The organism is Streptoverticillium olivoreticuli subsp. olivoreticuli, from assembly GCF_003391135.1.
Taxonomy (GTDB): Bacteria; Actinomycetota; Actinomycetes; order Streptomycetales; family Streptomycetaceae; genus Streptomyces; species Streptomyces blastmyceticus.
The window spans coordinates 1077839-1090920 of record NZ_CP031455.1; the positions used below are offsets into that span (position 1 = coordinate 1077839).

Annotated in this window: 5 protein-coding genes; 3 read left to right on the plus strand and 2 right to left on the minus strand. The window is 72.1% G+C overall.

Annotated features, from left to right (window positions below):
* Positions 1-13 precede the first annotated feature (13 nt).
* Complete coding sequence (locus DXZ73_RS04690) at positions 14-682, minus strand: DJ-1/PfpI family protein (RefSeq protein ID WP_116209759.1); 669 nt, start codon at positions 680-682, stop codon at positions 14-16.
* Positions 683-894: 212 nt separating this feature from the next.
* Here DXZ73_RS04690 and DXZ73_RS04695 point away from each other — a divergent pair, with 212 nt between their 5' ends.
* Positions 895-1839 carry a GlxA family transcriptional regulator gene (locus DXZ73_RS04695; protein ID WP_116209760.1) on the plus strand — a complete coding sequence of 315 codons (945 nt, stop codon included), beginning with the start codon at positions 895-897 and terminating at the stop codon, positions 1837-1839.
* Positions 1840-1909: 70 nt separating this feature from the next.
* Here the strand turns inward: DXZ73_RS04695 and DXZ73_RS04700 are convergent, their stop codons facing one another.
* A complete protein-coding gene (locus DXZ73_RS04700; RefSeq protein WP_162890035.1) occupies positions 1910-3718 on the minus strand; it encodes a hypothetical protein in 1809 nt (602 codons plus the stop codon).
* Positions 3719-3960: 242 nt separating this feature from the next.
* On the opposite strand from DXZ73_RS04700, the gene DXZ73_RS04705 reads away from it, so the two are divergent.
* Positions 3961-5073: an alpha/beta hydrolase gene (locus DXZ73_RS04705; protein WP_162890036.1), complete on the plus strand. Its 1113-nt coding sequence runs from the start codon at positions 3961-3963 to the stop codon at positions 5071-5073.
* A gap of 108 nt (positions 5074-5181) precedes the next feature.
* Positions 5182-13068 (plus strand): type I polyketide synthase, encoded by a 7887-nt coding sequence (locus DXZ73_RS04710; RefSeq protein ID WP_116209763.1) that lies wholly within the window; start codon positions 5182-5184, stop codon positions 13066-13068.
* The last annotated feature ends 14 nt before the right edge of the window (positions 13069-13082 follow it).

Below are 13082 nucleotides of genomic sequence, written 5' to 3' on the forward strand. Positions count from 1 at the left end.
CCGGAAGCTCCCGCTAGAAGCCGGCGGGGACCGGGCCGGTGGCGCGCCAGACGGTGCCCTGACGCTCGTGGGCGAAGAGCTTCTCGACGGCGTGGGCGATGCGCGGCCCCAGTTCGCGCTCCAGCAGGTACAGGCCGAGGTCCAGGCCGGAGGTGACACCTGCGGCCGTCACCAGATCACCGTCGTCGACGACGCGGGCTTCGATCGCGACCACGTCCGTGGCGTCCAGCAGGTCGAGTCCCAGGTGGTTGATGGTCGCGTGCCTGCCGTCGATCAGCCCGGCCATGGCGAGGAGCATGGAGCCGCCGCAGACCGTGGTCATGATCAGGTCCGGACGGTCGAGGGCCTCCTTGAGCAGGGCCGGCAGTCCGGTCTGCAGCACGCGGCCGAGCAGCGCCGGGATGGAGTCCTCGTTCCCCGCGGCACCGGGGCCGGAGGTGTCACCGAGAGGACCCACCGCTCCCGGTACGAGGACCAGGTCCGCGCGCTGCGGATCGAGTGCGGCCACGGCTCGCAGCGAGAGCAGTCCCGCGCCGCTGGGCACCTCGCGCGGGCCCTCGGCCGAGACCAGCTCGACCTTCAGCGCGCCCGGCGCGGCGATCCCGCCGGCGAACAGCACCTCGTAGGGGGCGATGACATCCAGCGGGTCGAATCCGTCGAACAGCACGATCTGGCACAGCATCGGGAGGAGTCCCTTTCTGTCGGTGCGGGTGCCCCGTGTGGGGCGCGGACACCGACGCTAGCCACTGGCCGAACGACCCAGTAGTGGCTGAAATGCCAGATCCCAACGGATTATGGCCAACGCGATTCGGCAAGGCTTCCCATCAGTGCGGAGAAGGCAGGAGGCGTCCGGCTGTGGTCGGCCAGTATCTGGTGCCCGCCTATGGTTGAGCCATGCACACCGTGGCTGTCCTCGCCCTCGACGGAGTCATTCCCTTCGACCTGGCCACCCCCATCGAGGTGTTCCAGCGAACCCGGCTCCCCGATGGCCGCCCCGCCTACCGCGTCCGTGTGTGCGCGCCCACCGAGGACATCGACGCCGGGGCATTCACCCTGCGCGCACCCTGGCCGCTGGACACATTGGCCGAAGCGGACACGATCGTCCTCCCCGGCATCGCCGACCTCACCGCTGCCGTACCGGAGGAAGTCATCGACGCCCTGCGGCAGGCCGCCGCCCGGGGCACCAGGCTCGCCTCCATCTGCACGGGCGCCTTCGTCCTGGCCGCCACCGGACTCCTCGACGGCCACCGCGCCACCACCCACTGGGCCGCCGCCGCACAGCTCGCCGCCCTCCACCCCGCCGTCGAGGTCGACCCGGACGTCCTCTACGTGGACAACGGGCAGGTGCTCACCTCGGCCGGCGCCGCCGCCGGACTGGACCTGTGTCTGCACATGATCCGACGCGACCTGGGCTCGGCGGTGGCCGCCGACGCGGCCCGCCTGTCCGTCATGCCGCTGGAACGGGAGGGCGGCCAGGCGCAGTTCATCGTCCACGAGCGCCCACCCGCCCCGCGCGGCTCGGCGCTGGAGCCCCTGCTCCGGTGGATGGAGGACAACGCCCGCCGGGAGCTCACCCTCGACGACGTCGCCTCGCAGGCCGGCATGAGCGTCCGCACCCTGAACCGACGCTTCCGCGAACAGACCGGCACCTCACCGCTCCAGTGGCTGCACCGGGCCAGGATCCGCCAGGCCCAGTACCTGCTGGAGACCACCACCCACCCCGTCGACCGCATCGCCCTCCAAGTCGGCTTCGGCTCGCCCACCGCCTTCCGCGACCGCTTCAAACGCCTGGTCGGCACCAGCCCCCATGCCTATCGGCGCACCTTCCAGGGGGCGTGAGCCGGATACGCCAGTCGGCGGCCGACGTCGGCCCGGCTGTTCCGGGTGTGGTGACGCCGGCCGCCGGGGGTTACCGGGCCAGGGATTTGCGTGCCTGCTCGATGTCCGCGTTGAGACTGGTCGCGTCCGGCACCGGGGGCAGCATGTCGGTGTCACGGAGCCGCTGGATCAGTTTGTCGAGGTAGAGCTGCCGGTCCTCTCGGGACTGGCTGGGGCCGTGCAGTGCCGCCTGCCACGATTCCTCGGTCCAGCGGCCGATGTTGACTTCTTGCTTGATGAATTCCTCGTTGTACTGCTTCGCCCGTTCCACGAGCGCGTCCCGGATCGCCGTGTCGAACTGCTTGCGGAGCTTCTGGGGGAGGTTCTTGATCTGTTCGCGCGCCGTGCGCTCGGTGCTCCACTTGAGGAGCTTCTTGGCTTCGGCGGAAGCGCCGCCCTTGTCTATCTCGGCCATCTTCTCGGCCGCGTTGTGCAGGATCACGGCCTTTTCGGCCTCGAGCTGCTGGTGCTCCACCTCGGTGGCCGATTTGACAAGCTTCTGGAGGCCGTCGGCACGGAAATCCTCGAGGGTCTTCTTCCACGCTTCGTCACGGGCCTGCTGGAAGACCGTGATCGAGGGGATCTGTGCCTCCTTCCACTTGTCGGTGAAGTAGCGGGCTCCGTGGAGGGTGAGCCCGGCGGGCCACAGCGGGGTGACCAGCAGCGCGTCGGCGCCGAAGCAAGCGGCGGTGTCGTCGGCGTCGAATCGGCCGTGGTCGGCGGCGGCCCCGGCCTGTGTACCGCATCCCACGAAGGGGACGATCGCGGTGATGGCGGCCGCCTTGTCCAGGCTCGTGGTGTCGTTGGCGAAGGCGTCGTGCACGCCCTTCGCCCACAGCACACCGCCGGCGACCAGCAGCGCGCCCTTGGCCGTGCTGCCGGCCGACTTCAGGTTCGCCCGCAGTGCGGACTTCGCCTCGGGTGAGAGCTTGCTGTAGCCGCGGATCCGGGCATGGATCTCGGAAGGTGACAGCTGCTTGCCGTCGGGCGCGACCACCTTCAGCCCGTATTTGCCCGCGAGCTCGCCGAAGGCCTGCTCGATCTGCTTGGCCTCCAGGTTCTCCAGTGCCTCTCCGGATGTCTCCCCGGACGGCTTGCCCGCCGTTCCCTCCTCGGAGGGCTTGGTCCGCGACTCACCGTTCTCGCACACGCTCACGGACCGCTTCGCCCGGCCCGACGAACCACCGGTCGAGCAGACGCCGTTGCCGTCGGGCCAGCCCTTGCCCGCGAGCCACTGGCTCATGCCGGGGTGCGCGGGGTCGTCGACGCCGACGATGAACAGGTATTTCCTCGGGATGTCCCCCTTGTGGGCCCAGGCACCGTTGGTGGACTCCCCGCCGAGGGGGCCGCCGCCGTGGTCGCCCTTGAGCGTGCCGCTGAAGATGCGTCCGTCCTTCTTCAGGGCGTCCCACCGGATCTTGACCCTGATGGCGTCCCCGTTCTTCTCGATGGCATTGCTGCCCTCGATGCCCTTCTTCGTCGAGTCCCACATGAAGACATGTTCGTGATGCCCGTTCTTCGCGTAACCCGAGCCCGCGCTCCTCAGCTCGGATTCCACGTCCTTCCCCTCGGCGGTCCAGCGGCTCTTCGCGGTCTGCAACCCGTTCTTGTTCAGTGATTCCCGCAGCTCCGCGGTGTCGGCTTCGCCGCGGGGGCGCTTGTCGACGACTATGTGCGTGTACTCGTCGGCGAGTTCCTGCGAAGTGCCGGCACCGCTGTCCGACTTGACGGGTGGAGCGGCTTGGGCGACCGCCGTACCGGTGACGGCGAACACCATGGCGGATATCACGGCTGTTGTGGTGACGCGCCGTACGGAATGCCGGTGTCTGGGGATGTTCATCTTTACCTCTGCATGTGTCGTTCGAGGTCACGCGAGGGCAACTGGAGGGGACTCGTTCTTCGAGCGGGCCAGTGTCTGGCATCCCCTACGTTTTCGTTCTCCGGTACCGGGCACCATCGGCCGCGTGGCCATACCGGTCATCCTCGGGGAGTAGTGTTCACCCACCTCTGGGCGGGGTCCGCGCGGGTCGGTCCAAGCCCCGGTTAGCGTTCACCGGGCAAGGCTCGGACGGAGGAGACGTGGTGTTCAACTACTTTCCGAACAACTACATGTGGTCGTCGGCGGTGATGTTGTCGATCATGGCCGGTGGGGAGCTGGGGCAGATCGACCGCTGGCTCGCTCCCTTGCGCGAAGCCGCACCCGATCCCGGCTCGTGGACGAAGGCGTGGGACGGCGCGGCGGCGCAGCAGGAGGAGCTCGCCGAGGAGGATGTGCGTCGCGGGTTCCGGCGCAGCGCGAGCGCACGCTATCTGCGGGCGTCCACCTACTACCTGACCGGCGAGCGGCAGACGGCACCGGGTCCGGCGAAGACGCGCAGCTACCAGTGCGCCCTCGCGGCCTTCGCGAAGGCCGTCGAGCACATGCCCCGCCCCCTGGAGCGGGTGGAGATCGACTCACCGGACGGCATCCTGCCCGGCCATCTCATCCCCGCCCGCGCTCAGGGGCGCGCACCGGTCGTGATCTTCTACAACGGCTTCGATGTCACCAAGGAGCTCCTCTACGGGATCATCCGCGAGGAGTTCGCCGACCGGGGCATCGCCTGTCTCGTCGTCGACACGCCCGGCACCGGGGAGCCACTGCGGCTCCGTGGTGTCCCCTCCCGCCCGGACTACGAGGTGCCCACCTCCGCGATCGTGGACCACCTCGTGACGCGCCCGGACATCGACCCCGCGCGGATCGGCCTGCTGGGCATCAGCCTCGGGGGCTACTACGCGCCCCGCGGCGCCTCGTTCGAACACCGGATCAAGGCCTGCGTCGCGTGGGGCGGAGTGTGGGACTACGGCGCCGTCTGGCAGCGACGATGGGCCACGCGGTCGACGACCACCTCGGTGCCGTTCTGGCAGCTGCCCTGGGTGATGGGCACCGACACCATGGAGCAGGCACTGGAGCGGGTCAAGCAGTGGACCCTCCTCGACGCGCTGCCCCACCTCACCCAGCCGCTGCTGATCGTCCACGGCGAACACGACGGAGCCATCCCGCTCGAGGACGCCCGCAAGGCACTCCGGGCCGCCGGCTCGGCCGACAAGGAACTACGCGTCTTCACCGTCGCGGAAGGCGGCTCCGAGCACTGCAACGCCGACGACCCCGACCCCGCCCGGCAGCTGATCGCCGACTGGTTCGCCGACCACTTGTGATCCCGGGAGATCCGGCCGGACCCATGGAGCCCCGCTCCAGGAGCATCCTCATCGGTACGGTGTCCGGGCAGGGCGCTCTCTCGTTCGACGCGTGACCAAGGGGTGGGAATGGCGAGGATTCATGGCGAGTTGATCCGTGCGTTACCGGGTGTGCTGAAGGAGCACGCGGTGCGGTCGGGGGGAAAGACCGCGTTCGCGGATGCCCGGCGGAGCGTGACCTACCGGCAACTGGAGGAGCGGACCGGGCGGTTGGCGGGGCATCTGGCGCGGCTCGGCGTGGGGCGTGGCGACCGGGTGGGGATCCATCTGGGCAACCGGGTGGAAATGGTGGAGAGTTGCCTCGCGGTGCTGCGAGCGGGGGCGGTGGGGGTTCCGTTCGATCCAGGGGCGGCGGACGCGGAGCTGGCGTACTTCCTCGAGGACAGTGGCGCGGTCGCGGTCGTCACCGAAGCGGCGCTGCTGCCTCGGGTCGGACGACTGGCAGCCGGACAGCCGCGGTTACGGGTCGTGGTGGTGGGCACGGACGCCGTACCGGACGGGGCACCCGCGGGCACGGTCGCATTCGAGGAACTGGCCGGGACGGACCCGGGCGTACCGCCCCGGGACGACCTCGGCCTGGACGAGCCGGCCTGGATCCACTACACCTCGGGCACCACCGGGCGGAGCAAGGGCGTGGTGTCCGGTCAGCGTGCCGCGCTGTGGTCGGTGGCGGCGGCGTACGTCCCGCTGTGGGGGCTGGAGCCGCGGGACCGACTGCTGTGGCCGCTGCCGATGTTCCACGCCTACGCGCATTCGTTGTGCCTGCTGGGTGTGGTCTCGGTGGGCGCGGGCGCGTATCTCCTCGACAGGGCCGCGAGCGTCGCGCAGGCCCTCGCCGAGCAGTCGTTCACCGTCGTGGCGGGGGTGCCCGCCACGTACCACCTGCTGGTGGACGCGGTACGGGAGGGCCGACGGCCGCTGCCCGGCCTGCGCGTGTGCGTCACGGCGGGCGCGCCGTGCCCGCCGACGCTGCGTGCGGATGTCGAGGAGCTGCTGGGTGTCCCCCTGCTCTCCGGCTACGGCAGCACCGAGACCTGCGGGAAGATCGCGGTCGACCTGCTCGACGGGGAGCGGGAGGGCGTCGGCGCTCCGCTGGTGCCCGGCGTCGAGGTGCGGCTGACCGATCCGGTGAGCGGCGAGGACGATGAGGAAGGCGAGATCTGGGTTCGCGGGCCGAATCTGATGATCGGTTACCACCGTCGTCCGGACGAGACGGCGCGGGCGTTCAGGGACGGCTGGTACCGCACGGGAGATCTCGGCCGCCGGGATGAACACGGCCGCCTGCGGGTCACCGGCCGTGTCAAGGAACTGATCATCCGCGGCGGCGAGAACGTCAACCCGGTCGAGGTCGAGCAGGTGCTGCTCACCTGCCCCGGTGTGGCGGACGCGGCTGTCATCGGCCGGCCGCACGACGTGCTGGGTGAGGTGCCTGTCGCCTTCGTGGTCCCGGGCCCGCGCGGCGTCGGCACCGATCGGGTGCTCGCCGTGTGCCGGGAGCGACTGTCGGGCTTCAAGGTGCCGGATGAGGTGTACGAGACCGACGCCGTGCCCCGTACCCCGTCCGGCAAGACCGACCGCCCGGCGCTGGCACGGCAGTTGGCCGAGCGGTTGGGCGCGGCGCGCGAAGCCGCCGCGTCCGCCCTGCGGGAGCGTCTGCTGGCCCTGGCTCCGTCCGGGCGGTACGACGCCGTGCTGCGTCTCGTCCTCGACCAGGTGGCGCGGACAGGCGGCGTGCCCGCGCGGGAGCTGGATCCGGACCGGCCCTTCACCGACTTCGGGCTCGCGTCCCTCGGAGGTGTGCTGCTGCGTGACCGGCTCGGCGCGGACACCGGGCTGGATCTGCCCGCGACCTTGGTGTTCGACCACCCGACGCCCGCAGCGGTGGCGCGTTTCCTGCACACCGCGCTGCTCGGGGAATCCGCGCCGGAGGCAAGTGGCACCAGCGCGCGTACGGCCTCCATGGAGCCGGTGGCGATCGTGGCCATGGCGTGCCGGTATCCGGGAGATGTGGCCTCACCCGAGGACCTGTGGCAGCTGGTCGCGGACGGGACGGACGCGACGTCGGACTTCCCCGCCGACCGCGGCTGGGACCTGACAGAGCTCTTCGACCCCGACCCGGACCACCTCGGCACCACCGTCACCCGCCGCGGTGGATTCCTGCACCGGGCGGCCGACTTCGACGCCGCCTTCTTCGGGATGTCCCCACGGGAGGCGCTGGCCACCGATCCGCAGCAGCGGCTGCTGCTGGAGACCGCCTGGGAGGTCTGCGAGCGGGCGGGCATCGACCCGACGGCCCTGCGCGGCAGCGACACCGGCGTGTTCGTCGGCGTGATGCACGACGACTACGCCGGCCGCCTCCTGCACCGCGGCCCGCACGAACTGGAGGCACATCTCGCCCTGGGCTCGGCGAGCAGCGTGGCCTCGGGCCGCGTCGCGTACGCCCTGGGCCTGCGCGGGCCCGCCGTGACGGTGGACACCGCCTGTTCGTCGTCGCTGGTGGCGATGCACTGGGCCGCCCGTGCCCTGCGGTCCGGCGAGTGCTCGCTGGCGGTGGCCGGGGGTGTCACCGTGATGGCCACGCCGGCGCCGTTCGTCGCGTTCAGCAGGTTGCGCGGTATGGCGCCGGACGGCCGGTGCAAGCCGTTCTCGGCCTCGGCCGACGGCACCGGCTGGGCCGAGGGCGCCGGGGTGGTCCTGCTGGAGCGGCTCTCCGACGCCCTGCGCAACGGCCACCCGGTGCTGGCCCTGCTGCGCGGCTCGGCCGTCGGCTCCGACGGTGCCTCCAACGGCCTGACCGCGCCCAGTGGTCCGGCACAGCAGCAGGTGATCCGCGAGGCCCTGGCCGACGCCGGGCTGTCCCCGGCCGACGTCGATGCTGTCGAGACGCACGGCACCGGTACCGCGCTCGGCGACCCCGTCGAGGCTCAGGCGCTGCTGGCCGTGTACGGGCGCGAGCGGCCCACCGACCGGCCGTTGTGGCTCGGCGCGCTGAAGTCCAACATCGGGCACACGCAGGCCGCGGCCGGTGTCGGCGGAGTGATCAAGACCGTCCTGGCGATGCGCCGGGGACGGCTGCCGGGTGTCTTGCACTGCGAGGAGCCTTCGCCGCGCGTGGACTGGTCGTCGGGCTCCGTACGGCTGCCGATCAGGGCGGAGGAGTGGCATCCCGCGCCGGGCAGCCCGCGCAGGGCAGGGGTGTCCGCGTTCGGCATAGGCGGGACGAACGCCCACGTCATCCTGGAAGAGGCCGATCCCGGCATCCCCTCCCCCGCGGCCGTGCCGTGGAAGACGGTGCCCCCGCTGCTGCTGTCGGGCGCGGAGCCGGAGGCCCTGCGCGCGCAGGCCCGGCAGACTGCGTCCCTGCTGCGGGAGCAGCCCCGACTGTCCTCGTTGGACGTCGCGTTCTCCCTGGCCACGACCCGGGCCGCGCTCACGCACCGGACGGCCGTGCCCGTCGGCGACGACCGGGAAGCACTGCTGAGCGCTCTCGACGCCCTGGCGGAGACCGGAACCACCGAAGCGCGGCCGTCCACCGCACGGCTGGCCCTGTTGTTCGCCGGCCAGGGCGCGCAGCGGCCGGGCATGGGGCAGGATCTCCATGCTGCCTTCCCTGTCTTCGCCGCCGCCTTCGACGCCCTGTGCGACCGGTTCGACGCCGGGCGCAGTCTAGGCCGGCCACTTCGGGCCGTGCTGTGGGCGGACGAGGGGACTCAGGACGCCGCCTTGCTGAACCGGACGGACTTCGCACAGGCGGGCCTGTTCGTCTTCGAGGTGGCGCTGTTCCGGCTGCTGATGTCCTGGGGCGTACGGCCAGACGTCCTGGCCGGGCACTCCGTCGGCGAGCTGGCGGCGGCCCACGCCGCGGGCGTCCTGTCGGAAGGGGACGCGGTAGAGCTGGTCGCCGCCCGGGGGCGGCTGATGAGTCGACTGCCCGGGAACGGGGCCATGGTGGCCCTGGAGGCGTCCGAGGAGGAGACGGTGCGTCAGCTGGCGGAGCTGCCGGACCTGGCCGACCGGATCGCCATCGCGGCGGTGAACGGTCCGCGGTCGGTCGTCGTCTCCGGGGAGGAGGAAGCAGTGCTCGCCGTCGCGGCCCGCTTCGCCGGGCGCGGACGCCGCACCACGCGGCTGCGGGCGGGCCATGCCTTCCACTCTCCTTTGATGCAACCGATGCTCGCCGAATTCGGCCGCGTCGCGTCACGGCTGACGTACCGGGCGCCGCGCATACCGGTGATGTCGACGCTGACCGGGTGTCAGGCCGCCGGGGACGACCTGCGCTCGGCCGCGTACTGGGTGCGCCACGCCCGTGAGACCGTGCGTTTCGCGGACGCCGTACACCGCCTGGCGCAGGACGAGCGGGTGACCGCGTTCGCCGAGGTCGGGCCAGACGCGCAGCTCACCGCGGCCGCCACGGCGGGCCTGGCCGATCAGGGCGAGGGGCTGTTGCTCACGGCCACCGCGCGGGCCGGCGCGCCGGAGACCGGGACGGTCCTGGCCGCGCTCGCCCGGCTGCACGTACGCGGACTGCCGGTGGACTGGCGCCGGGTGTACGCGGGCAGCGGCGCCCGGCGGGTGGACCTGCCGACCTATCCCTTCCAGCGGCAGCGCTACTGGCTGGAGGACACTGCCTCCACAGCGGACGGCCACGGCCACCCTTTGCTGACGCAGACGACCAGCGTGCCCGGCACGCAACGCCTGTTGTGCACCGGGCACCTGTCCACCGAGGCCCAGCCATGGCTGCGCGACCACGTCATCGCCGGACGCGCGCTCGTACCGGCCGCCGTATTCGCCGAAATGGCGATCCACGCGGGCGACGCGTGCGGGCTGGACGTACTGGAGGACTTGGCGCTGCTGACCCCACTGGCTCTGCCGGACTCCGGCGACCGGGTTCAGGTGCAGGTGGCCCTCGGCGAACCGGACTCCTCCGGCCGCCGCACCGTCGACGTCCACTCCCGCCCTCAGGAGTCGGGTGCGCTCGGCTCCTGGACGCGGCACGCGACCGGGCGGCTCGGACCGGCCACCGGACATCCGGCCCATGAGGCCGAAGCTTCCGTGTGGCCGCCGCCGGACGCCGTGCCCGTGGACCTCACCGGTGCCTACGAGCACCTGGCCGCCGCCGGTTACGCGTACGGCCCCGCGTTCCAGGGCGTCACGGCCGCTTGGCAGGGGCAGGATGAGGAGTTGTTCGCCGAGGTGCGGCTGCCCGACGCGGCGAGCGCCCACGCCCGGCGGTACGGCATCCACCCCGCTCTGCTGGACGCCGCGCTGCACGTCGTACTGCTCATCGCCCCGCCCGCCGGGCCCGCCCGGCTGCCCTTCGCCCTGAGCGGCCTGGCCCTGTACGCCACCGGCGCCACGGCGCTGCGCGTCCGTATACGCCCCGCCGGCGCGGACACCGTCACCGTGGACCTCGCCGACCGCACGGGCAGGCCGGTGGTCCGGTTGGGGTCCTTGACCACGCGGCCGGTCCCGGAGTCGCTCGACATCGCGACCGGGGCCGGGGGGCTGTACCACCTGCGGTGGACCGGCGTTCCGGTCGGCGGCGACGGACCTGCCCTGACCGTGGTGGCACCGGACGATCTGGCCCTGCGCTCCGCGCTTCCCGCCCTGTCCCCCGGAAATCGGAACGCCACTGAGACGGTGGTCGTCTCGCTGTCCGCGACATCCACCGATCCGGTCGCGGACACGCACGCCTTGACCACGCGGGCTCTGTCCGTGCTGCAGTCCCAACTTTCCGTTCCTGGGAGGAATTTGGTCGTGGTGACCCGTGGCGCCTCCTCGCGGGTGCCGGATCTGTCCGCCGCCGCGGTATGGGGCCTGATGCGTTCCGCGCAGTCGGAGTATCCCGGCCGCCTCACGGCCGTGGACACGGACGGGCGGCCCGAGTCGCTGCGTCTGCTGCCCGCCGCCCTCGCCACGGGCGAGCCTCAGCTCTCCCTCGCAGATGGCGCTGTGCGCGTCCCCCGGTTGGCGGAGGCTGATGTGCCCTCTTCCGGTGGCGGCTTCGCGAGCGGCGGCACCGTACTGCTCACCGGCGGCACCGGCGCCCTCGGCGGGCTGCTGGCCCGGCACCTGGTCGCCCGGCACGGGATCCGGCACCTCGTCCTCGTCAGCCGTCGCGGTCCGCGTGCAGCGGGTGCCGAGCGGCTGCGGGCCGCGTTGGAGCAGGCCGGTGCCCGCGTGGATGTGCTCGCGTGCGACGTCGCCGACCGCTCCCAACTGGCCACCGTTGTCGAGAAGTACGCGCAGGACCTGACCGCCGTCGTGCATGCCGCCGGGGTCCTGGACGACGGCGTACTGGAGGCGCTGACGCCCGAGCGGACGGCCGACGTGCTGCGGGCGAAGGCGGACGCGGCCTGGAATCTGCACGAGCTGACGCGGCAGCTGCCCTTGTCACACTTCGTGCTGTTCTCCTCGGCGGCCGGGCTGCTCGGCAATCCCGGCCAGGCCGACTACGCTGCCGCGAACGCCTTCCTGGACGCGCTCGCGCACCACCGCGCCGCCCTCGGCCTGCCCGCGCTCTCCCTCGCCTGGGGGCCCTGGGCGGACGAGGACGGGATGGCCGCGCGCACCGACCGTACGGACCGGGCCGGAGGCGGTGTGCTGCGCGCGGTCTCCCCCGCGCAGGGCCTGGCGATGTTCGATGCCGCGCTGGGCAGCACCGAACCGGTGCTCGCCCCGCTGCTGCTGGACCGCTCCGGTCCGGCCGTTCCCGCCGGGACATCGGTGCCGCCGCCACTGCGAGGGCTGTTGCGCCCGGCCCGCCCGGCGGTCCCGGCCAAGGATGACGCCTCCGGGAACGCGGCCGGGGGCTGGCGGGAGCGGATCGCGTCGCTGCCCGTATCCGACCGCGTGCCCATCCTGTTGAAGCTGGTCCGCGAGGAGGTCGCCACGGTGCTCGGTCATCCGGACGCGACCGCCGTGGCCCCCGGCCGACCCTTCGCCGAGCTGGGCTTCGACTCCCTGACCGGGGTACTGCTGCGCAACCGTCTCAGTGCGCTCACGGGCCTGCCGCTGCCCGCCGGCGCCGTGTTCGACCGGCCCAGCGCCGCGGAGCTGGCCGACTATCTGTGCGAGGAGCTGAGCGGCGCACCGTCCGGACAACGGCCGCCCCAGACGCTCACCTCCCTCTACCGGCGGGTGTGCGAGACGGGCGATGTCGTCTCGGCGATGCACCTGCTGGTGACGGCCTCGCTCGCCGTGCCCGCCTTCGACCGCGCCGACAGCGCCCGGCACGCACTCGCCCCGCTCAGGCTGGCCGAAGGCACCGGCACTCCCGCGCTGGTGTGCTTCCCCGGCTTCTCCCCCGGCCTCGGCAGTCCCTGGTACGCGGCGATGGCCCCCTTCCTCGGCGGCGACGTCCTTGAGATCCAGCACCCCGGCGTCAACCGCGGGGAGGCGGTCGCGCGTGACTGGGAGACCCTCGTGGACCTCCACGCCGCTACGGTCCAAGAGCTCCTCGGCGACCGCCCGTATGCCATCGTCGGCTACTCGATGGGCGGCTACCCCGCGCACTCGGTGGCCGCCCGGCTCGCCAGGACCGGCACACCGCCGACCGGCCTCGCCATCGTCGACACCTATCACGTCACCCCGGACCGCGAGACCGAACCATGGCTCCTGGCCATGCCCGCCCGCCTCCCCCTTGAGATGGGCGAGCGGTTCGACACCGCCGTGGACGACATGTCCATGGCCGCCCTGGGGGCCTACACCCGCATGACCCGTGGCTGGTGCCCACAACCGACGGGCGTCCCCACACTGCTGGTCCGCGCAACGGAACCGACGCCGCTCCACGGCGACAGCAGGGCGGAAGACGCGGACTGGCGGACCTCTTGGCTGGATCCGTACGACACCGTGGACGTCCCCGGCAACCACCGGAGCATGAACGAGGAACACGCACGCACGACAGCGGAGGCGATCCGAGCGTGGCCGGGGACACTGGCCGGCGCCGACGGGTAGCCCTGACCGTCACG

Bases quoted from the DNA above. Each gene is read 5' to 3' on its own strand.
- DXZ73_RS04690 (WP_116209759.1), bottom strand. From the start codon at position 682: ATGCTGTGCCAGATCGTGCTGTTCGACGGATTCGACCCGCTGGATGTC.
- DXZ73_RS04695 (WP_116209760.1), top strand. From the start codon at position 895: ATGCACACCGTGGCTGTCCTCGCCCTCGACGGAGTCATTCCCTTCGAC.
- DXZ73_RS04700 (WP_162890035.1), bottom strand. From the start codon at position 3,718: ATGAACATCCCCAGACACCGGCATTCCGTACGGCGCGTCACCACAACA.
- DXZ73_RS04710 (WP_116209763.1), top strand. From the start codon at position 5,182: ATGGCGAGGATTCATGGCGAGTTGATCCGTGCGTTACCGGGTGTGCTG.